The organism is Providencia sp. TYF-12 (assembly GCF_041344805.1).
Classification (GTDB): Bacteria; Pseudomonadota; Gammaproteobacteria; order Enterobacterales; family Enterobacteriaceae; genus Providencia; species Providencia huashanensis.
This window is the reverse complement of the sequence record NZ_CP166833.1, coordinates 3333444-3356370: the sequence shown is the minus strand read 5'-3', so window position 1 is coordinate 3356370 and position 22927 is coordinate 3333444. Positions and strand designations below refer to the sequence as shown.

At 41.9% G+C, this 22927-nt stretch carries 17 protein-coding genes; 10 read left to right on the top strand and 7 right to left on the bottom strand.

Translation table 11 applies throughout. The features are described from left to right. Positions 1–215: 215 nt before the first annotated feature. From ABE954_RS15510 to ABE954_RS15495, 4 genes are all read left to right on the top strand, one after another. Complete coding sequence (locus ABE954_RS15510; protein WP_042846518.1) at positions 216–1568, top strand: cytosine permease; 1353 nt, start codon at positions 216–218, stop codon at positions 1566–1568. Positions 1569–1571: 3 nt separating this feature from the next. Continuing rightward, the gene (locus ABE954_RS15505; protein ID WP_048606539.1) at positions 1572–2405 is read left to right on the top strand and encodes a nitrilase-related carbon-nitrogen hydrolase; all 834 of its coding nucleotides are present in this window, start codon (positions 1572–1574) and stop codon (positions 2403–2405) included. Continuing rightward, positions 2402–3151 (top strand): IclR family transcriptional regulator, encoded by a 750-nt coding sequence (locus tag ABE954_RS15500; RefSeq protein ID WP_042846516.1) that lies wholly within the window; start codon positions 2402–2404, stop codon positions 3149–3151. Before ABE954_RS15505 ends, ABE954_RS15500 begins: the two co-directional genes overlap by 4 nt. A gap of 250 nt (positions 3152–3401) precedes the next feature. Continuing rightward, positions 3402–4364: a DUF1177 domain-containing protein gene (locus tag ABE954_RS15495; RefSeq protein ID WP_187550555.1), complete on the top strand. Its 963-nt coding sequence runs from the start codon at positions 3402–3404 to the stop codon at positions 4362–4364. A gap of 94 nt (positions 4365–4458) precedes the next feature. Here the strand turns inward: ABE954_RS15495 and cspD are convergent, their stop codons facing one another. Next, positions 4459–4701, bottom strand: coding sequence for a cold shock domain-containing protein CspD (gene cspD / locus ABE954_RS15490; RefSeq protein WP_042846514.1), 243 nt, complete (start codon positions 4699–4701; stop codon positions 4459–4461). A gap of 400 nt (positions 4702–5101) precedes the next feature. Here cspD and clpS point away from each other — a divergent pair, with 400 nt between their 5' ends. Together clpS and clpA are read left to right on the top strand one after the other, a co-directional pair. Then, entirely contained in the window at positions 5102–5422 is a 321-nt protein-coding gene (clpS, locus tag ABE954_RS15485; protein ID WP_042846513.1) for an ATP-dependent Clp protease adapter ClpS, read from the top strand. A 30-nt stretch (positions 5423–5452) separates the two neighbouring features. After that, a complete protein-coding gene (gene clpA, locus ABE954_RS15480; protein ID WP_206227280.1) occupies positions 5453–7735 on the top strand; it encodes an ATP-dependent Clp protease ATP-binding subunit ClpA in 2283 nt (760 codons plus the stop codon). A gap of 62 nt (positions 7736–7797) precedes the next feature. On the opposite strand, the gene infA is transcribed toward clpA, so the two are convergent. The 6 genes from infA to trxB all read right to left on the bottom strand — a co-directional run bounded on the left by infA (position 7798) and on the right by trxB (position 15618). Next, on the bottom strand, positions 7798–8016 hold the full coding sequence (gene infA, locus ABE954_RS15475; RefSeq protein ID WP_004244560.1) for a translation initiation factor IF-1: 219 nt from the start codon (positions 8014–8016) through the stop codon (positions 7798–7800). Between the two features lie 141 nt (positions 8017–8157). Next, positions 8158–8859 (bottom strand): leucyl/phenylalanyl-tRNA--protein transferase, encoded by a 702-nt coding sequence (aat, locus tag ABE954_RS15470; protein ID WP_042846511.1) that lies wholly within the window; start codon positions 8857–8859, stop codon positions 8158–8160. A 7-nt stretch (positions 8860–8866) separates the two neighbouring features. Next, positions 8867–10609: a cysteine/glutathione ABC transporter ATP-binding protein/permease CydC gene (cydC, locus tag ABE954_RS15465; RefSeq protein WP_042846510.1), complete on the bottom strand. Its 1743-nt coding sequence runs from the start codon at positions 10607–10609 to the stop codon at positions 8867–8869. A 2-nt stretch (positions 10610–10611) separates the two neighbouring features. Then, on the bottom strand, positions 10612–12378 hold the full coding sequence (cydD, locus tag ABE954_RS15460) for a cysteine/glutathione ABC transporter permease/ATP-binding protein CydD (protein ID WP_264402951.1): 1767 nt from the start codon (positions 12376–12378) through the stop codon (positions 10612–10614). 417 nt (positions 12379–12795) lie between these two features. After that, positions 12796–14475: a DUF4153 domain-containing protein gene (locus ABE954_RS15455; protein ID WP_264402950.1), complete on the bottom strand. Its 1680-nt coding sequence runs from the start codon at positions 14473–14475 to the stop codon at positions 12796–12798. 183 nt (positions 14476–14658) lie between these two features. Continuing rightward, positions 14659–15618 (bottom strand): thioredoxin-disulfide reductase, encoded by a 960-nt coding sequence (gene trxB / locus ABE954_RS15450; RefSeq protein ID WP_042846507.1) that lies wholly within the window; start codon positions 15616–15618, stop codon positions 14659–14661. Positions 15619–16156: 538 nt separating this feature from the next. Between trxB and lrp the strand changes: the two genes are divergently transcribed. The 4 genes from lrp (at position 16157) to ABE954_RS15430 (ending at position 22847) form a co-directional block, all read left to right on the top strand. Next, positions 16157–16651 carry a leucine-responsive transcriptional regulator Lrp gene (lrp, locus tag ABE954_RS15445; RefSeq protein WP_004918089.1) on the top strand — a complete coding sequence of 165 codons (495 nt, stop codon included), beginning with the start codon at positions 16157–16159 and terminating at the stop codon, positions 16649–16651. Positions 16652–17064: 413 nt separating this feature from the next. Further along, positions 17065–20691 (top strand): DNA translocase FtsK 4TM domain-containing protein, encoded by a 3627-nt coding sequence (locus ABE954_RS15440; RefSeq protein ID WP_206227277.1) that lies wholly within the window; start codon positions 17065–17067, stop codon positions 20689–20691. 106 nt (positions 20692–20797) lie between these two features. Further along, a complete protein-coding gene (gene lolA, locus ABE954_RS15435; protein WP_042846505.1) occupies positions 20798–21418 on the top strand; it encodes an outer membrane lipoprotein chaperone LolA in 621 nt (206 codons plus the stop codon). A gap of 85 nt (positions 21419–21503) precedes the next feature. Continuing rightward, positions 21504–22847, top strand: a complete 1344-nt coding sequence (locus tag ABE954_RS15430) for a replication-associated recombination protein A (RefSeq protein ID WP_042846504.1) — start codon at positions 21504–21506, stop codon at positions 22845–22847. Positions 22848–22927: the final 80 nt, after the last annotated feature.

Below are 22927 nucleotides of genomic sequence, written 5' to 3'. Positions count from 1 at the left end.
ATCAATGAAATTTTTTATCGCTATATGTATTCCCTCATTTATTTAAATATTTCATAATAAAAATATTGTCTGAAAAGATAAATTCTACTTGCGAATTGGTAGCGATCATGGATATTATTTGCTTGTAGAATAAATGAAACCTAGTTCCATGTAGTGGAACTTATAATAAAGCCAGTAAAAAACTAAGCAAAGACAACCACACAGCAGGTGCGAATATGGCGAATAAAGTAGGTGAAGATTATTCTTTGGCTCGGGTACCCCAAAGTGCTCGTAGACCATTCTATGAAGTGTTAATTCTACGAATTGGTGCACTAGCTTGTGTTTCACAAGTCATGTTAGGTGCGGCGCTCGGGTACGGGTTAACTTTTTGGCAGGCGTTTTGGGCAACCATGCTTGGCTCTGTAATTTTGCAGGTAGTCAGTTGGGGGCTTGGGGCGGCTGCATGTCGCGAAGGTATGTCGATTAGCCTACTCTCTAGGTGGGCGGGTTTTGGTAAGTTAGGTTCAGCTCTGATTGGTGGCGCAATTGCCATTTCTTTAATGGGTTGGTTTGGCGTACAAAATGGCTTCTTCGCGGATGGTATGTATAAAGCGACTAACGTGCTAACACCAGGGACTTGGTCACTTATTACAGGTATTGCGGTGACGGTTATTACAGTATATGGGTATCGATTTTTATCTATTACTGCAAATATCTCAACGCCGCTATTTTTATTCGCATTAGGTTGGGCGACGTATAATTTATTATCAGGTCAGGATATTGGTACTCTTATCAATGACACTGAACCCGCCGGGCCACTAATGACAATGCCAGCTGCAATCACGATGGTTGCTGGCGGTTTTATTATTGCAGCGGTGACAACACCAGACATCAGCCGCTTTATGAAAGCCCCTAAAGATGTGTTTTGGATGACGCTCATCGGCACTTTTTTTGGAGAGCTTCTGGTAAACATGATAGCGGTACTGATGGCACTTTCATTACGTACTAGCCAAGTGTTTGATTTAATGATGGCATTGACTGGCCTATTAGGTGCATCGATTGTTATTTTTTCAACAATAAAAATGAATGATATCAATCTATACTCATCATCTTTAGGTTTCTCAACACTACTCAATGCGATTTTTAATAAACGTTTTGACCGCCGTTATTTAACGTGGGTGATTGGTATTTTTGGGACCATCGCTTCAATGTTAGGGATTTTAGACAATTTTATTGGCTTCTTAATTTACCTTGGAATAGCAATCCCTCCTGTCGCAGGGATTATGGTTGTTGACTACTATATCTTAAAACGAGACCGCAAAGAGCTAGATACTACGCGTGCACAGGGCATATTGCCGCCTAGTTGCGAAGCGTATAACCCCATTACTTTAATTGTCTGGTTAATTGCCGTCATAGTCGGATGGGGAACATCAGAGTTAGGGCCATTTAATGCAGATTACGGTATCCCAGCACTTAACTCATTAGTTACGGGAGCTATAGCTTATTGGGTTGCCATGAGCTGGCAGGCAAAAGCAAAAGGTGTTGAAGCTGTGCATTTTCGCCAAGTCTCTAATTTGGATAAGGATTAAGCAATGTCAGGTACAAAAGTTAAAGTTGCTTTGGCTCAGTTTAATTCTGAACTCGGTAATAAGCAGAATAATTTGCAGCGCATGGCGCTAATGTGCCAACAAGCTGCTGATTCAGGTGCGAAGCTGGTTTGTTTCCCTGAATTAGCAACAACAGGTTATCGTGGTGATTTATTAACTACAAAACTCTGGGACTTAAGTGATTCAGAGGGCAGCGAAACCTATAACTTATTTAGTGAACTTGCGACCCGCCTTAATATTACCATCGTTAGCGGTTTTGTTGAGCGTGGCGACTATTTAGGTGACATATATAACTCTGTGGGGGTTTGGAACCCAGGGTGTAAAGGGGTTAGCGGTATATTTCGCAAAGTCCATGCTTTTGGTTTAGAAAAACAGTGGTTTGGTCGTGGTGACAGCTTCCCTGTATTTGACACACCAATAGGGAAAATTGGCATCATGATCTGTTATGACATGGGGTTCCCTGAAGTCGCTCGTATTTTAACGCTACAAGGGGCCGAATTGTTATTAGCCCCCTCTGCATGGTGTGTACAAGATAAAGACGTTTGGGATATCAACAGCGCTTGTCGAGCACTGGAAAATGGTACCCACTTACTTGCTGTAAACCGTTGGGGCCATGAAGAAGACCTCCATTTATTTGGTGGAAGCAAGGTATTAGGCCCTCGTGGACAAGTTCTTTATGAAGCAACTCATGCAGGTGAAGAGCTATTAATTGGTGAAATTGATTTCTTAGACCAAGCGCATACACGCCTTAAAGTACCTTATCTAAGAGATAGAAAACCACAAAGTTACGGTGTATTAACCCAAGGTTTAGGGTCATGAGTATTTTATCTAGTGTCGTTGATGTTTATCAACTGTTCCTGCGTACAGGCGCTGAGCTAACAGTAACAACGTTGGTAAATGAATTAGGTATGCCAAAGAGCTCCGCATCACGCCTTTTAAAACAGATGGCAGAACTAGGGCTGTTAGAAAAGAAAAATAATGCGCCAATTTATCGGCCTGGCTTATTGATTATGGAATTAGCTCACCGAGCGAGGGGGATGAACCCTTTAATCGATATGATGCTTGAAGCGCTTGATGAGCTTGCTAAAGATAGCGGTTTTACCAGCTATGTATCCGCACTTGATGATGACATGGTGCGTGTTGTCCATGCGCGTTTTGGCAATAGTATGTTGCAAGTGGTTACCCAGCCGGGGACTCGTTTGCCTATTCTTGGTACTTCTACGGGGCGTGCGTTGTTATCTAGGCTACCGTTGAATGAAAGGTCAGAAATTATTAGTCGTGAGTCAAAAGATGAGCAAGAAAGGTTGATTCAACAAATGAACCTTATTGCTGAGCGTGGCTGGGAGTTCTCGATGAATGAATCTGTAGCTGGTGTTGCTTCTGTATCCAGTACCGTTTTTGACCCATCGCAAAATTCATTATATGCACTGTGTTTAAGTTTGCCTGAAATGCAGATGAACAAAGAGGTTATGGAGCAATTATCCACTAATCTTTGCCATAAGGCTGCTTATCTAGGTTGTATGGTTGGCGACCCTTACTGGCTACAAAAAAGTATCAAAAAGTAGTGAAATTATGTCATGTAGTAAAGTAGGTAGTAAAAGTAAGTAGTGAAAGTAAAGAGTAAATTATAAGCAGTTTATATCGTTAGTACTTTATTTTAAGTGCGTGAATAACGCCTTCATCAGGAAAAGGTGAGACCTCAGCAATAAGTGGTTTCACATGGGGTGAAATGGGGAAACCTAGCTTTATTGGGCTAGTTATCCCCAAAGTAGCCCTTCATTTTTATAAAAAATAATTAAAATTGAAGGAAATACAATGAGTCTAAAACAAACTCTTTGCGTTTACGATTTAATCGATAGCGCTAGTGTTAGGGGTGAAGACATTGTTGCATTATTCCAGGGTTTCCCACAAATTAATGTCACGTCTAAAACAGTCAAGGATCTTAAAGGTCAAAGTGATTTTGTCCGTATTCATATTCCTGGCACACAAGGTAAATCACAAAGTAAAGATGCTCCAACACTGGGGATTATCGGCCGCTTAGGTGGTATTGGTGCTAGGCCATCTCGAATTGGTGTTGTTTCTGATGCTGATGGTGCCATAGCTGCAGTTGCGGCAGGTCTTAAGTTAGCAGAAATGCATGAAAAGGGGGACAAACTGGCAGGGGATGTGATTATCACAACTCATATTTGCCCTAATGCCCCAACGCGCCCTCATACACCTGTTGATTTTATGGATTCTCCCCTTGAAGATGCGACGATGAATCAGCATGAAGCAATTCCTGAGGCGGATGCAATTTTGTCGGTAGATACGACAAAAGGGAATCGTTTACTGAACCACAAGGGGTATGCGTTATCCCCTACAGTAAAAAGTGGTTATATCCTGCCTGTGTCTGAAGATTTGATCCGCTTAATGGAGTGGAGTAGTGGGCAAAAGGCAGTCACGTTCCCGTTATCTATTCAAGACATAACGCCTTACGGCAATGGCCTTCATCATATTAATAGTATTTTACAACCTGCGGTGTCAACATCAGCTCCTGTTGTTGGTGTGGCCATTTGCTCAGATACCGTCGTACCGGGTTGCTCCACAGGGGCTAGCCATGAAGTTGATATTGCGGCGGCTGTAAAATTTATGATTGAAGTTGCAAAAGCGTTTACAGAAAACCAATGTAAGTTTTATGACGTTGAACAATATGCATTATTAACGTCATTGTATGGTGATATGACCCATCTGCAAACAGCGGGTGGTTGTGCGGCTAAAAAACCATTATCTGATAGTTAAGTTATAAATAGCCACAGTTAATTATTGACGTCATCAATGATATTGAAATAATTAACTGTGCTCTATTGCACAAAGTGTTAAATTGTACAACGTATTAATTTGATTCAGTATTATCAGGAAGAGTACTCTCAACTTCAATTGGAATAATCAGATCCGCATGATTACCTTTTGGCCCAATCGTTACGCTAAATTGCACTTTTTGACCTGCTTTTAAAGTCCGATAACCATCCATTTTAATGCAGGAATAATGAGCAAAAATATCTTCTCCGCCATCAGCCGGGCAAATAAAACCAAAGCCTTTTGCGTTATTGAACCACTTAACGATACCCGTCTCCATATTTTATCCTTTAGGTTTGCAAATAGTGTTTTACAGACATGTATAAAATACACACAACAACTAAGTATAAATACTCTGTTGATTGCTCGTAAAACATACTGTAGTAAATTGCCTTATAAGGTCAAGAGGCGAGTCTCAGTAATTATGGTAAAGTGTTAAGAATTCGATAAGCATTGACGGCTATTTTCTGTGATATTTGATATGGCTCACAGATTGCAAATCATAGAAGTGAGGGCGATTGCCATGCTACACTGTGGTTTATAGTACATATGATAAAAAATGACATACTAATCTAACCGTATAGTTTGATGGCATTATCAACTTGATTGGTGAAATCGTTGATAATAAAGACTATGCTAAAATTGAAATTTAACATTTAGTAAGACTGAGCAAGAAAGTAATGAGCGATTTTCTGGGCACATTTAAAACAGACGTCATTTTTAAAGATGAAGTAGAGCAAACCTTACAGCCACCATCGATGTATAAGGTATTATTAAATAATGACGATTATACTCCGATGGATTTTGTTGTCGAAGTGTTACAAAAATACTTTTCTTTTGATGAAGAACGCGCTACACAGATAATGTTAGATGTCCATATTCAAGGAAAGGGAGTTTGTGGAATTTTTACCGCAGAGGTTGCTGAAACAAAAGCGGCGCAAGTCAATACTTTTGCTCGTGAACATGAGTACCCTTTGCTTTGCACTATAGAGAAAGTTTGACTGGTTTAATATCAATTTTGGGAGGTGCTTATGCTCAATCAAGAACTGGAGCTTAGTTTAAATGTAGCTTTTACAAAAGCGAAAGATAGCCGCCATGAGTTTATGACAGTAGAGCACCTATTGCTGGCGTTATTGAGTAATATCTCTGCGCGCGAAGCTCTAGATGCTTGCAAGGTTGATCTTGTCGCGCTGCGCCAAGAACTGGAACACTTCATCGCGCAAACTACACCTTTGTTACCCGAAAATGATAACAGAGACACCCAACCTACTCTGAGTTTTCAACGTGTATTACAGCGAGCTGTTTTTCATGTGCAGTCATCTGGGCGCAACGAGGTCAGTGGTGCGAATGTCTTAGTCGCTATTTTTAGTGAACAAGAATCTCAAGCGGCATACTTATTGCGTAAGCATGATGTCAGTCGCTTAGATGTCGTCAATTATATCTCTCATGGCACAGTAAAAGGTGAGGGGCCTTCATCTGAACAAGATATTTCCCCGAGTAGTACTCCAAATGAAGAACAGCCGGTCTCAGAAGACCATATGGACAACTTCACGACTAACCTGAACCAGCAGGCTAAAAAAGGGAATATCGACCCACTGGTGGGACGGCAGGCAGAATTAGAGCGTACGATCCAAGTGCTATGTCGCCGCCGTAAAAATAATCCACTATTAGTCGGGGAGTCTGGCGTTGGTAAAACAGCAATCGCAGAGGGCTTAGCGTGGCGTATTGAGCAAGACGATGTCCCAGAAGTGATGAAAGGTTGCACTATTTATTCATTAGATATTGGCTCATTATTAGCGGGCACCAAATACCGCGGGGACTTTGAGAAACGCTTTAAAGCGCTGCTAAAAATGCTAGAAAAAGACCCGAAGAGTATTTTATTTATCGATGAAATACATACGATTATCGGTGCGGGTGCTGCATCCGGTGGCCAAGTTGACGCCGCTAATTTGATTAAGCCTTTGCTATCAGGTGGGCGTATTCGAGTCATTGGCTCAACGACATATCAAGAGTTTAGTAGTATTTTCGAGAAAGATAGGGCGTTAGCGCGTCGTTTTCAAAAAATTGATATTGTTGAACCTACACCAGAAGAAACTATTCGTATCATCACTGGGTTAAAGCCTAAGTATGAAGCGCATCATGATGTGCGTTATACCGCTAAAGCTATCCAAGCTGCTGTGGATTTATCTATTAAATACATCACAGACAGGCACCTACCAGATAAAGCAATTGATGTTATTGATGAAGCTGGAGCCCGTACGCGGCTTATTGCACCAAGTAAGCGTAAAAAAACCATTGGTGTACCTGAAATAGAAACTGTGGTGGCACGTATTGCACGTATCCCAGAAAAAACGGTTTCATTGAGTGATAAAGACAAACTGAAAACCCTTGATTCGCGTTTGAAAATGCTCGTATTTGGCCAAGACAATGCGATCAATGCATTATCGGAAGCCATTAAAATGAATCGAGCAGGTTTAGGGGTAGACAATAAACCTGTTGGCTCGTTTTTATTTGCAGGTCCAACTGGGGTTGGTAAAACAGAAGTCACCGTTCAGTTAGCTAAAGCACTAGATATCAAACTATTACGATTTGATATGTCTGAGTATATGGAGCGCCACACAGTTAGTCGTTTAATTGGTGCACCTCCGGGCTATGTCGGGTTTGACCAAGGCGGTTTACTGACTGATGCTGTTATTAAACATCCACATTCAGTGGTGTTATTGGATGAAATCGAAAAGGCACATCCTGATGTGTTTAATATTCTGCTGCAAGTAATGGATCACGGCACATTAACCGATAATAATGGCCGTAAGGCTGATTTTCGTAATGTAGTGGTGGTGATGACAACCAATGCTGGTGTGCAAGAAACACAACGTCGTTCCATTGGTTTTGCTGACCAAGACAACAGTACTGATGCGATGTCTGAGATTAAAAAAGTATTTTCTCCAGAGTTTCGTAATCGTTTAGATGGCATTATTTGGTTTAATTCGTTAACGCCTGAGATTATCACGCAAGTGGTTGATAAGTTTATTGTTGAATTACAAGTACAACTTGATGAGAAAGGGGTATCCATTGAGGTGAGCTCAGCGGCTCGTCGTTGGTTATGTGAAAAAGGTTATGATAAAGCAATGGGCGCCCGACCTATGGCGCGCGCAATTCAGGATAACCTGAAAAAACCATTAGCAAATGAATTGCTATTTGGTTCATTAACCAATGGCGGCTCTGTAAGTATCGGGCTTGATGAAAAAAGTAACACACTGACATACAGCTTCAGTAGCGTGCACAAGGCCTCTCCGGAGGATGCGGTATTCTGACGAAATAGACCACAGGTGTGTCATGCACCTGTGGTAATGTCAGGCCTTGCCTGAAGAGAATATCAACGGCTACGGAAAATGATTCGGCCTTTGCTCAGGTCATAAGGAGTTAACTCTACAGTTACCTTGTCGCCTGTCAGGATGCGGATATAGTTTTTACGCATTTTACCAGAAATATGAGCAGTCACTACGTGACCGTTTTCTAGTTCAACACGGAACATTGTGTTTGGCAGGGTATCTAAAACTGTGCCCTGCATTTCAATATTGTCTTCTTTGGCCATCTAATCCTCTAAGTCTAATAACCGTGATTTTTAACGGGCAAGATAATGCCCAAAAACCCGCACTAAGTAAAGAAGTGTCGCATTTTAACACGATCTTTATTTTTTCATGGGGAATAAAATTATTGTAAAAACCAATTTTCACTAATTAAAAATTGGCGGTATTTCAATCGATTGCGGTAACCAGCAGGCGGGGTCAATCGCTTTGTTACGCCACCGATAAAGAATATGTAAAAAATCCCTACGGGATATCTCTTTTGCGCCCATCGAGGCGGTATGGTGGTTAAGTACCTGACAATCAAAAAGCTGCCCATTATAGCGCAAAAAATGAAAATAGAATGTAATAAAAGCAAATTTGGATGCATCATTCATTCTACTGAACATAGATTCCCCACAAAATAGGTGACCCATGTTCACGCCGTAAAGCCCCCCAACAAGTTGTGAGCCATGCCAAGCCTCAACAGAATGTGCGATCCCTTCTTGATGCAAAGCCAGATAACCGGCTTGTACTTCAGGTAAAATCCACGTACCTTCGGGACGGACAGAACAAGCTTCAATAACTTGCTTGAAAGCAGTGTTAATCGTAATGCGATAAATCTGTTTTTTTAACACTTTTTTCATTGAACGACTAATATGTAAATCGCCCACCATTAGCACAGCTCTGGGGTCTGGTGACCACCATAAAGGCATCTCTCCAGGATTAAACCAAGGAAAGATACCATCATAATAAGCAGCTTGCAGCCTTTTTGATGAAAGATCTCCCCCAATGGCTAATAAACCATTCGGTTCCCGCATCGCTTCAGACACGGGAGGAAATAAATTGGAGTCATCATCTAATTGGTACATATGCGCCTCAAAGGGGTTGCTGTACCCAATGGCGCTGGCGGAATTGGTAATACCGACCTTGCATATCTAACAGCGCTTGATGGGTGCCTTGTTCGACGATTTTACCATCATCCATCACACATATGTTATCCATTTCTTCTAGACCTTGCATCCGATGAGTAATGACAATCAAGGTTTTATCTGCACACTTTTCTTTTAGCAGTGCTAAAATTTGTTGCTCAGTTTGTGCATCAAGCCCTTCTGTCGGTTCATCCATAAGGACTAATGGAGTATTGTGTAATAGTGCCCGAGCAATCCCTAAGCGGCGTTGTTCCCCTCCAGATAATTGGCGGCCACCATCGCCCATCCATGCATTGAGTTTTAATTCGTTTTCTAACAAATTACCTAACCCAACTTGGCGAAGCACTTCATTAAGTTCTGCATCAGTCGCTTGTTCTTTTGCTAATAATAAATTATTACGCAAAGTATCACTAAACACATGAACGCGCTGTGGTACTACGGACATCACGCTGCGCAAGGCTTGTTCACTAAACTCATTGATGGGATGACCATTGAGAGTAATGCTTCCACTGTCGACATCCCATGCGCGGGTAAGAAGCTGAAGCAAAGTAGATTTTCCACAGCCAGTCTTACCTAACAAGGCAAAATGTTGGCCTTTAGTCAAAGACAGGGAGACATTGTTCAGAACAGCAAAAGGCTGCTCTGGATAAGTAAACGAAATATTTTCAACCTCTAAGCTTTCTAGTGTTTCTATTGAATGGCTTTGGGTAGGGAAAGTCACTTCCGGTTTGGCTGTCATCAGTTGTGAAACTCGGGTGGCAGAAGCAATAACTTGGCCCATATGTTGGAAAGCAACAGCAACTGGGCCTAGCGCTTCAAAGGCTGCTAAGGCGCAGAAAACAAATAATGCGATTAATGCGCCAGGCTTTGTATCACCTCCTACATGCTCCGCAGCCATCCACAGCAATAATGTTGCGGTAATACCCGATGCAAACAAGATAACCGCTTGTGATAGCCCTGTAAGCGCAGCTTGTTGCTGTTGGCGAGCTTGCCAGCTATTTTCTATCCCCCACAAGGTTTGGCGAAAACGCGATGTTGCGCCAAATAATGTTAATTCCGCTTGCCCTTGTAGTGCGGACGTTAAAATAGTGCGGTAATTTCCACGTAATTCAGTCAGTTCTCGACCAATTGGTTTACCCGCATGATAAAAGGCTATTGGCATGGTAAATAATAAAAATAACATGACCCCTCCCAGTGTCCACGCAAGGCGAGGGTCAAGATAACTTAAGCCAAAAATCAGCACGAAAGTCACGAAAAATGCAGTGATAATTGGTGATAACACCCGTAAATAGAGGTGATCAAGTGTTTCTACATCGGCAACAAGGCGGTTAAGTAATTCACCTTGGCGAAAGCGGCTGATCCCACCTGGGGAGAGTGGAAGTACTTTACTAAATGCAAAAACACGTAGGTGAGCTAAAACTTTAAACGTCGCATCGTGACTAACTAGGCGTTCTCCATAGCGACCAGCAGTACGGAAAATAGCAGCGCCACGTACACCTGCGGCAGGTAACATATAATTAAAGTAGTACAGCCCAGGGAAACCGGCAATTGCGGTACCTGCTAAAAACCAACCAGAAAGAGTTAACAGCCCAATACTGGCAAGTAGGGTCACAATGGCTAAAATAATGCCTAAGGTGATCAAAAACCAATGACGGCGATAAAGGGCTAAGAAGGGTAATAAAACTTTCATTATCAAAGCTCCTCACTGCGGTGGGCAAGTAACTGGGCAAACGCCCCTTCAGATTGACTGAGTTGTTTGTAATTACCCCGTTGAATGATTTGGCCATTAGCCATTACCCAAATTTGGTCGTAATCGATAGTTTCTTCCAGTAAATGGGTGACTAACAGGGTCGTCTGTTGCTCTGATAGCTGGTTTAGTGTTTGCATAACCCGTTGTTCGCTATGAGAATCAAGGCTTGCGGCGGGCTCATCTAACAGCAATAAACGCGATGGTTTCAATAAAACGCGAGCAACAGCAACTCGTTGTGCTTGCCCAACAGAAAGGCGAGCGGCGTAATCGCCCAGCCGTGTATTTAAGCCATCAGGTAAGTGCGATAAAAATTCAGAGACATAAGCATTATCAATAGCATGTTTAACTTCTGCTTCAGAAGCGTTAGGTTTACCTAAACAGATATTTTCAATCAGTGTTTGTTCGGGTAGATGTGGGTTTTGCCCAACCCAGCCAAGCAATTCACGCCACTTATCGGGGCATAATTCACTTAATTCAATGCCATTTACCGTGATTGAGCCGTTATAGGGTAAAAAACCCAATAGTAGATTGAGTAGAGAGCTTTTGCCCGCACCGCTTTGGCCTACTAAAGCAATACGTTGCTGTGGTTCAATACTAAAATCTAATGGCCCTGCAAGACACACCCCATCGTGCGATAAAATTTCTAGCTGCTTGGCTTCGATACGAATAGGTTCATTTGGGAGGGTTTTTGTACCTTGCTGGGCTTTTTGTTCCCCCTCGCTATTTAGCAATGTTTCTAACGTTTCAGCAGCTCCAACCGCTTGGGCTTTCGCATGGTAATATGTGCCGAGATCACGCAATGGCTGGAAGAATTCAGGGGAAAGAATGAGAGCTAAAAAACCCGCAAACAGTGTGACAGGTAAACCATAGCTACCGAAGTTCATTTCACCAAGGTATGAAAACCCGAAGTAGACGGCAACAACCGCAATAGAAATTGACGCAAAAAATTCGAGGACCCCAGAAGAGAGAAAGGCCATCCGCAGTACTTCCATGGTTCTAGAGCGAAAATCATCAGTTGACTCACGAATTTGCTGAATTTCTGCTTTTTCACGGAAGAATAATCGTAAAGTATCGAGGCCTCGCAACCTATCAAGAAAACTACCGCTGAGGCGGCCTAATGCAATGAAATTACGCCTATTAGCATCCGCAGCGCCAAGCCCAACTAATGCCATAAAAATAGGAATAAGCGGTGCGGTCACGAATAAAATTAACGCAGCAGCCCAGTTAAAGGGAAAGATAGCAATCAAAATCATGATGGGGATAATACCCGCTAAATACATTTGAGGTAGATAGCGGGAGTAGTAGTCTTGCATATCTTCGATTTGTTCAAGAATAATGGTTGCCCAACTTCCCGCTGGTTTCCCTTTGACCCAAACGGGGCCTAATTCTTGGAGTTTATCTAGCACCATTGTGCGGATTTCTTGGCGTACAACTTGCCCACAGCGAAAGCCAATACGTTCTCGTATGTAAGTGACAATTGCACGAAGAATAAAGACGCTAATTAGTAGAATAAAAGGCGTTACAAGTTGTTCCCGTGGAGTGCCATCCATAATTAATGCTTGTAGGATAACGGCTAAATACCACGCTTGAGCAATAATCAGTAAGCCACTAAGCATGCCCAACAGCATAGAGATCCGCAACCAGCGCTTCGCGGGAGCACTGTGTTGTTTTAACCAACGTACCAATTCAGTCTGTCTTGATTTATCCATAATGATTTAGTTAGCAGGTGTAGTTTTAATGTTATTGAGTGTAGTTAGATTATGCCAACCTAACGTCGCTTTCATCATTACTATATTGCGCTAGTCCCTATTTTAAACTGCACAAGAAAGATAATAGAGTGACCTAGCAACATAATTAATGACGATATGAAAACCAGTATTTTTGATCTTGCTCGGTAATTCGAGTTATTTAGGCTCCATCATAACAGCTTCATTAGGATATGTTACATAATAAAAGCACCTTATTTAAAGTGAACTGTGTTTTGTTATTAAATTGTTTTATAAAGGTAAATTTAATATTTCAGTCAGTCTTAAAAGATGAGGTTGGTTGAGATATTACTGTATTTTTATTTGATATGTAGATGGCTAAATGACATTCTGTTAAGCCATCTACATTTTTAGAAAAAACTAAGGGGTAGGGTCAATCATTAACCATTCTTTAGGTTTTAATTGAAAATGTCCGTCTAATAAATTATCCCAAGCTTTGTCTTTCGCTTGTACAGTATTAAACAAACGAGTTTGGTTATCGACTAACTCCCAGCTTTGTTCCTGTTGTTGCCAAATATTACATTCAATACTGGCACTGGTGGGGTAGGTATAACACATAACAACATCATTTTGTCCATTTTGGTTGGCGTCTGCCATAAAGCCCATGCATGAGTATGGCTCATACTGTGATGTGCAATACCATTCACCGGTGAGATTTTCACCGAGGTCAAACCAACTATCTGGTAATTTAGGGCTGTTTTTAGCTTGTATTAACACACCTTTCAATGGCTTACGTTGTTCTTCATTGTATGGGCTAGTTTGAAACGCTTCTGTGTATTCTGGGTTTTTATCTAATTGTTTATAGGCTTGTTCCCCATATTCACCTAAATGCTTTAAGTCGTATGCTAAAGAACTATTTACCTTAATTTTGCCGTTTTCAACCCCCGCTATGATACTGTTGACCGTGATCCTTTTAAAATCGGCAATCGGGCTATTGATGACCAAAATAATCGCTAGCAAAGACAAAATACCGACTTTGTTGATAGTACCTAGAGATGCCATCCATGCTGTTTTTTTGCGAAGAATTGCAAGGCTATAAGCAAGGACAATAGCGGATAAAAACAAGGCAATTGTGAAAGCGTATAAGCGCTCAATGCTCCAACTGTATTGGTTAACACGTGCAATGATCCCGTATAGAGACAGTGCTGAAAATGCATTGAGCAGAATAATGCTAAGGAGAACAAAACCATTTAGCCCCGGACGGAATCGGTATTGTGTACTGCCATCACCATATACGAAGTTAATAAAAATAAGGTTCAGGATAATAAACCACAGCATGACTGCCGAACCTAGACCGACGGAGGCTAAACCTGAGAAATATGAAATCACAAAACCCACTAAGAAAATGGCAGCGACTAGGTTAAGCAACGGTAAGAAAAACAGAGCAATAAAACTGGCAAAATTACTAAGTTGAATATCAAGTACAGCCCTTAAAAAGACCAAACTGATATTGAATCCAAGAGCAAAGCCTGCCCAATAGACTAATTCGTTATCTAGGATATCGTGCAAAAAATTGAGGTTTACAATGCCAAATAAAAAGCTAGCTAGCTTTATAATTAGCGCTAATAGCCCACCAATGGCAGAGGATAAAATACCTAGGAAAGTATTTTTAATATATAAACCCATTAAGCAACTGTAATTGATTTTCCATGTTGCGCTTGTTTGTAACATTTGCATCCATGGCAACATGAAAAAGAATAAAACAGTCAGAGTGAGAAAGGCAAAAAATGGGTCTGCTTCTGTTGGCGTTTTAAAATCTTGGGCGTGCCAGTAGTTAATCCAGCAAGTTAACCCGACTGTAATTGCAATATTGAGATAAAAAATGGCGGATTTCGCATTAGTAATTAAGTAGCTAATGACCGAAGGAACAAAAATAGCGAGTAAGACTGGTAGATACACTGTTGTTGTACTTAACTGGCTATCATAACGGATAGAATAATCCGTGGTAGCTGCAATAATAACACCTTGGATTATTGCGAGAACTACAATAATAAAATAGGCATAACCACGAATATCATCACGCCCTAATTGCTGCCCCATATTTGTGCCTTGTTAACGTTAATTTTATGTAAAAACAGTATAGGTTGAATGTTTTGCACGCAATATAAACTTGCTCTTAAAATATAGAGCAATAGCAAGTTGTTAAGAAAAACTAGGGAGAGTAGGAAGGAATAAAAAAGGCTTTAATCTATTTAAGATTAAAGCCTAGATGTTCGTTATAGATTATTTAGAAGCAAGCCCATCAAGGTAACGTTCTGCATCTAATGCTGCCATACAGCCTGTCCCTGCTGAGGTGATGGCTTGGCGGTATATATGGTCCATTACATCACCAGCGGCGAAAACACCTTCTACTGAGGTTTGGGTTGCATTACCTTGTGTGCCAGATTGGACTTTAATGTAACCATTGTCTAAGTCTAATTGCCCTTCAAAAATAGCGGTATTTGGGCTATGGCCGATAGCAATAAAGGCTCCCATTACAGGTATTTCTTCTGTTTCGTGGGTTTTAGTGCACTCAAGGCGTACACCCGTAACCCCCATGTCATCGCCGAGTACTTCGTTTAAAGTACGGTCGGTATGCAGAATAATATTGCCGTTTTCGACTTTATCCATTAAACGATTAATAAGGATTTTTTCTGCACGGAAGCTATCACGACGGTGGATCAAATGAACTTCTGAGGCAATATTTGATAAATATAGTGCTTCTTCAACCGCGGTATTTCCACCACCAACGACGGCGACTTTTTGGTTACGGTAAAAAAATCCATCACAAGTGGCACAAGCAGAGACCCCACGACCTTTAAAGGCTTCCTCTGAAGGTAAACCAATATAACGAGCAGAAGCACCTGTTGCGATAATGAGGGCATCACAAGTATATTGATTTTCATCACCGATTAGTCGGAAAGGGCGTTGCTTTAAATCTACTTTTTGAATATGGTCAGAGATGATTTCAGTTTCAAATTTAACTGCGTGCTCATGCATGCGCTCCATTAGCATCGGTCCAGTAAGCCCTTCAGGGTCGCCTGGCCAGTTTTCAACTTCAGTGGTGGTAGTTAACTGACCACCTTTTTCCACCCCAGTAATCAGGGCTGGGCTTAAATTTGCGCGTGCAGCATAGACTGCGGCAGTATAACCTGCGGGGCCTGAACCTAGAATGATTAACTTGCGATGTGTGGTTGTGCTCATGAATTCCTCTTTTAATCTAAAAAAAAGCGTTAACAGGATTGTAGGAGAAATAGCAGGTTAACAAAAGTGGTTTAAGTGCGAGTGAGTGTCATGCCACTAATTTCTATGATAGGCAATACCTACTAATTGTAAAAAAATGTAGCAAAAAGTTGAATATGTCACGCTTCACAATTTTTAGGAATTATCTTGAATTAAGGCTGCGAAACGTTTTACTGGAAAAAAAAGCGAAATCTTGTACTGATTTTTATTCATTTGCTTTGACAATCGGCTGCGCATTTGCGAAAACATCTGTGTAAGAGTTAATTATCTAGCAGGTCAATGGAAATGGCGCATTTTTGTTCTTACTGGAAAGTTAACTTTACGCTACTTACAAACTTAAAAAATGAGTCAAAATTGTGGGTGATAATTACATTCACACGAAATTCAGCACTATGAATAAAATTTGCTCCTGAACACGGTTCCCTAAATATAAAAGGTGCGGCTAAGGTGCTATTTTATAGATGTAGAAAATAACAATTAGAGAAAGAGAGATTAAGAGATGATTGACAATAAAAAGCGTCCAGGCAAAGACCTTGACCGTATCGACAGGAATATATTAAACGAACTACAAAAAGACGGGCGAATCTCTAACGTAGAATTGTCTAAGCGTGTTGGTTTATCACCGACACCGTGTTTAGAGCGTGTGCGTCGTCTTGAAAGACAAGGGTTTATTTCTGGCTATACCGCCTTGTTAAATCCACATTACTTAGATGCATCCCTATTAGTGTTCGTTGAGATTACACTGAATCGTGGTGCACCAGACGTGTTCGAACAATTCAATACAGCAGTTCAAAAGCTTGAAGAAATTCAAGAATGTCACCTTGTTTCTGGTGATTTTGACTACTTGTTGAAAACGCGTGTGCCAGATATGTCCGCATATCGTAAGCTGCTAGGTGAAACTCTTTTACGCTTACCTGGTGTAAACGATACTCGTACCTACGTGGTTATGGAAGAAGTTAAACAAAGTAACCGTTTAGTGATTAAAACACGCTAATTTTTACTTTTTTAACCTCACTTCAGCACAGCATTTTCAGCTTTGTTGTCGCACTGCAGTTTCAACGCTGAGTTTACTCAGCGTTGTTCCGTTTTAATACAGTAAAAACATTGTGTTATTCACCCTCAAGTGTCTCATTTAATCGCAAATCTAACCGCGTTGACATTTGTTTGCTAAAATTACTTAGTAAACAAGGAGTATTGTTTCCAATTAATTGATTTTAAATCTATAAATATTTAGGATTTTTAACGGGAAATAGAAATTGAATCCTTATGCGTTAGATGAAATACTGAAACTTGTCGTTCCTGTGATGCATTGATTTACTTCCGTAACGGTAAAACAGGCACAGCAAGGCGATTAATGTTAGAATAAACATAAATCAGTAAAGAACATCAGTCAGCAAAGAAACAATAATGAGCCAAGAATACACAGAAGATAAACACATCAAATTTAAAAAATTAAGTAGCGGTAGGCGGCTATTAGAGGTTATTTTGCTCGCAATTTGCTTGAGCGCTATCTTTTTAATGGTTGCTTTATTGAGTTTCAGCCCTTCGGACCCAAGTTGGTCCCAAACCACATGGAATGCGCCCGTAAAGAATTTAGGTGGTAGTGTTGGCTCATGGAGCGCGGATATTCTTTTTTCTGCTTTTGGTATTCTTGCTTTTGCAATTCCTCCCTTATTAATTCTCGGTTGCTGGGCTATTTTCCAATACGAAAGTCAGCGTCGCTATATTGATTTTTTCTCTCTTTCTCTAAGGTTAATTGGTGGGTTAGCGCTAATTTTATCCTCTTGTGGGCTAGCTGCACTGAATTTTGATGATTTACCTAACTTTGCTTCAGGCGGTGTTATTGGTAGCGTGTTTAGTAACGCAATAATGCCGTGGTTTAACTCATTAGGTGCAACACTTGCATTGCTGTTCTTATGGGCTATTAGTTTTACGTTATTTACAGGTTGGTCATGGCTGACAATTGCAGAAAAAATTGGATCTGCCGTCCTTTTTCCTATCGCTTTATTAACAAATAGGGCGAGGGGGGATGACTTAGATGACTATGATGTAGATGTCGAAGAAACCGAAGGTGCGTTACAACGTGCGCAAGAAGCAGAGCATAGGGCTAACAATTACCCAGATACTATAGACCCAGATGACGTTTTATTTTCTGCGCCTACTGTTGCCGAGTTGGTGACTGAAGTATCCCCTGCACCAGAGGCAGAGTCTACCGAAAATACAGCGGTTACTGAAGGGGCAACGCCAATAGCGGCTCAAGGTGTACCGGAACAAGAAACGGTGCCATCGTTTTCTGCTATTGATGAGCCTAATACCTATCATTTTGAAGTGCCTGAAGATTACCAACCTCAATTAGGTTCTGGTTTTGAGGAAACGGCACCAATATCGGATGAACCTCCTGTTCATCAATCAAACGCGACATCCACGCCATTTGAATATCACGCTAATGAGCATATAACACCACAAAATCAAGCTGATGTTCCTCATCAAGAACAGTCAAATAATCAAATAGAGCCTCAAAGGCCACAATATAACTCGTTTGAGCCACAATCACTTTCATCGCCATCGATGAATGTTAGTGATGTCGCGAGTGCTGTAAGTTCAACAGTGACGGAGCGTGTTTCAGATCCAGCGGCCATTGCTGCTGCGGGGATTTCCATTGCCGCACTTGAACGCCACGCCCAAGTAAAACAAACAGTAGAGCCTGAATTACCAAGGCCAAACCCTGTTCGTTTACCTACTCGTCGTGAACTTTACGGTATTCGTATCCCTTCTCAGCGTGATGCTGAGTTGCAACGCCGCCAAGAAGAGGCGTTAAAACGCGAGCAAGCGTATCAACAGTGGTCCGCAGGTGAGCAGGAGTCCTCTGAAACGGAAGAGGAAGCACAGCAAGATGAATTGCTACGAGCTCAGTTCTTAGAGCAACAACGAGAGCGTTATGGTGATATCGATGAAACTGACTATGAATCGCCGGTATTTAGCGCACAACCGAGCGTTGCAGAGCAACAGCAGCAAGATGAACCATCTGAATCAGGTTCTTTGACGCAGCCAGAAATTGAGCATCGTTGGCCATCAGCGTCAGCATTTTCTAATAATACTCACACAATACCCGCATCAACTGAATCCACTCCTGCAGTCGATGACGTGTACAAAAATAGCTTTGCAGAAGATGAACATTCCCAGATATCTGATCACTTTGAATCTAAGGTTGATTTGAAAAAAGAGTTTTCCGTGCTGGGTAGTTTTTCTCCAGTTGATGATCTGGTAGACGATGAACCAGCTGACCCATTATTTATGCCTTCATTTAGTGCGGTGCCAGTTCCTTCGGAAAATTCACAAAATAATATTCATGAAGGTCTTGGCAATTCGTCAACATCGGCACACACTTTTGCGCAGCCACAGCAGCCACAGCAGCCACAGCAGCCACAGCAGCCACAGCAGCCACAGCAGCCACAGCAGCCACAGCAGCCACAGCAGCCACAGCAGCCACAGCAAGATAGCTTATTCCACCCGTTTTTGGTGCGAAATGATCAACCTTTACCAAAACCAACAACACCAATGCCATCCCTTGACTTACTGGCGAGCCCACCTGAACAGGAAGAACCAGTCGACATGTTTAAACTTGAGCAAACCGCTAGGTTAATCGAAGCTCGGTTAAATGACTATCGGGTGAAAGCTGAGGTTGTTGGTTTCTCCCCAGGGCCTGTGATCACGCGTTTTGAACTGGATTTGGCACCCGGTGTGAAAGCCGCTCGTATATCAACATTATCACGAGACCTTGCACGCTCTTTATCTACAGTGGCAGTACGTGTTGTGGAAGTGATACCGGGTAAGCCGTACGTTGGGCTTGAACTCCCTAACGAAAAACGCCAAACGGTTTATTTAAGTGAAGTTTTAGACTGCGATGACTTTAGGAAAAACCCTTCGCCATTAACGATTGTGTTAGGTAAAGATATCGAAGGTGACCCCGTGGTTGCTGATTTAGCAAAAATGCCGCATTTATTAGTAGCAGGTACCACTGGGTCAGGTAAATCCGTTGGTGTCAACGCCATGATCCTCAGTATTTTGTATAAAGCGAAGCCCGAAGATGTCCGCTTTATTATGATTGACCCGAAAATGTTGGAGCTTTCCATCTATGAAGGGATCCCGCATTTATTGACAGAAGTCGTTACCGACATGAAAGACGCCGCTAATGCATTACGTTGGTGTGTGAATGAAATGGAACGTCGTTATAAGCTAATGTCTGCTCTCGGTGTACGTAACCTTGCGGGTTATAATGATAAAATTAAAGCAGCCGAAGAGATGGGGCGTCCAATACCTGATCCACATTGGAAACCTAGTGATAGCATGGAAATTGAACATCCTATGCTGAAAAAAGAACCTTATATCGTTGTTATGGTTGATGAATTTGCTGATTTAATGATGACGGCAGGTAAAAAAGTTGAGGAGCTAATTGCTCGATTGGCACAAAAAGCCCGAGCAGCAGGTATTCACCTTGTTCTTGCAACGCAACGTCCGTCTGTCGACATTATCACTGGGTTGATCAAAGCAAACATCCCTACTCGTATTGCATTTACTGTTTCCAGTAAAATAGACTCTCGTACTATCCTTGACCAAGGCGGTGCTGAGTCCCTATTAGGGATGGGGGATATGCTATATCTTCCGCCAAACTCATCAATCCCTATGCGTGTACACGGTGCTTTTGTTCGTGACCAAGAGGTTCATGCGGTTGTGAATGATTGGAAGGCGCGTGGGAAACCACAATATATTGATAACATTACCACTTGTAGTGATGATAACGAAGGTGGGGGCTATGATAGTGGTGGGGAAGAACTTGACCCATTATTTGACCAAGCTGTAGAGTTTGTGGTTGAAAAACAACGTGTTTCTATTTCCGGTGTTCAACGTCAATTTAGGATTGGCTATAACCGCGCCGCAAGGATTGTTGAGCAAATGGAGATCCAAGGTATTGTGAGTGAACAAGGTCATAACGGGAATCGTGAAGTCCTTGCGCCACCGTCAATGGGGCATTAAAAATAGGTTAACAGCTTAATCATTTAGTGTGCTGATTGTTGGTTTAATTTTAGGGGTGTATAACGTTATCACACCTCTTAGGGTCATAACTTAAGGTCATTGTTCGATGAAAAAAATGATGTTATTAGGCGTACTCGCCTTCAGTTTACATATCGGCCAAGTACTGGCCGACGCCAGCCAAGACCTACAAGCTCGTCTGAACAAGGTCAATAGCTTCCAAGCCAGTTTTTCACAGAAGGTGACTAGCCCTGAAGGGGATCTTGTTCAAGAAGGTGTTGGGGATTTATGGCTTGAACGCCCGAATTTATTCAATTGGAATATGACATCACCTGATGAAAGTGTATTAGTCTCGGACGGCAAAAACTTGTGGTTTTATAACCCTTTTGTTGAACAAGTTACGGTAACTAATTTGGCCGATGCCACACAAGACACGCCATTTTTATTAATCACTCGTAATGATCCTAAAGATTGGAAGCAGTATTCAATTATTCAGCAAGGTAACACGTTTGATTTAAAACCAAAGCAAACTAATGGCACCTTGAAACGTTTTTCAATCACAGTCTCACCAGAGGGGACAATTGAAAAATTTTCGGCAGTGGAACAGGATGGGCAAGTCAGTGCTTATCAGTTAAAAGAACAAAAAAATGGTCCTGTTGATGCAAGTAAATTCAAATTTACGATGCCTAAAGGGGTGACCTTAGATGACCAGCGACCGAATGCAAAATAACCAATAGTAACGACAATAATCATCAGGTTTTAATGGCCTGGTGATTTGCACTTCTTTATTTTTAAGACGTAAAAAAGAGGATCTCGTGGGTAACCTGTCTCTCGATTTTTCGCAGAATGAATTCCAACCTTTAGCAGCAAGAATGCGGCCTGAAACCCTTGAGCAATACATTGGCCAAAAGCATTTGTTAGCGGAGGGGAAACCATTACCACGCGCTATTAAAGCAGGGCATTTGCACTCCATGATTTTATGGGGGCCACCGGGGACAGGTAAAACGACTCTTGCTGAAGTGATTGGCCATTATGCTCAGGCTGACATAGAGCGTATTTCTGCTGTTACCTCAGGTGTTAAAGAAATCCGTGAGTCAATAGAAAAAGCACGCCAAAACCGTAGCGCAGGCCGCAGAACAATTTTATTTGTGGATGAAGTTCATCGTTTTAATAAAAGCCAGCAAGATGCTTTTTTACCTCATATCGAAGATGGCACGATCACATTCATTGGGGCGACAACAGAGAACCCTTCATTTGAGTTGAATTCTGCACTACTTTCGCGCGCAAGGGTTTATTTACTTAAGTCACTGGAAGAAGCGGATATTGAGCTAGTATTGTTACAAGCCTTAGCTGATACAGAAAGAGGGCTAGGTGGGCAAAATATTCTTCTACCTGACAGTACACGTAAAATTATTGCACAGTTAGTTAATGGCGATGCTCGGCGCTCATTGAATTTATTGGAAATGATGGCCGATATGGCTGAAGCCGATAGCCAAGGCCAACGTATTTTGACCGCTGACTTACTGAAAGAAGTCAGTGGTGAACGTACTGCACGCTTCGATAATAAAGGTGACCGTTATTACGATTTAATTTCTGCATTGCATAAGTCAGTAAGAGGCTCGGCCCCTGACGCCGCGCTCTATTGGTATGCAAGGATCATTACGGCGGGGGGAGATCCACTTTATGTCGCACGCCGCTTGTTAGCAATAGCTTCTGAAGATGTCGGGAATGCCGACCCTCGGGCTATGCAAGTGGCCATTTCTGCATGGGATTGTTTTACCCGAGTGGGGCCCGCAGAAGGTGAGCGTGCAATTGCCCAAGCGATTATTTACCTTGCCTGCGCTCCAAAAAGTAATGCTGTCTACACCGCATATAAAGCAGCTATTAAAGATGCTCAAATGCAGCCCGACTACGATGTCCCTGAGCATTTACGCAACGCCCCAACTAAGTTGTTAAAAGAAATGGGGGCAGGGAAAGGGTATCGTTATGCTCATGATGAGCCTAATGCTTACGCTGCTGGGGAAAACTACTTTCCTGAGCCAATGCAGGCAACGCGTTATTATTACCCTGAAAAACGAGGGCAAGAGAGCAAGTTTGCTGAAAAATTAGACTGGTTAGCCCAACAGGATCAAAATAGTGCCATAAAACGCTATCGCTAAACTGGGCAATGCGGTAAGGTTATATAGCCAATTACTATACTTTTATTTATAACGCTGGAATGCGTTATATTAAGTACCAT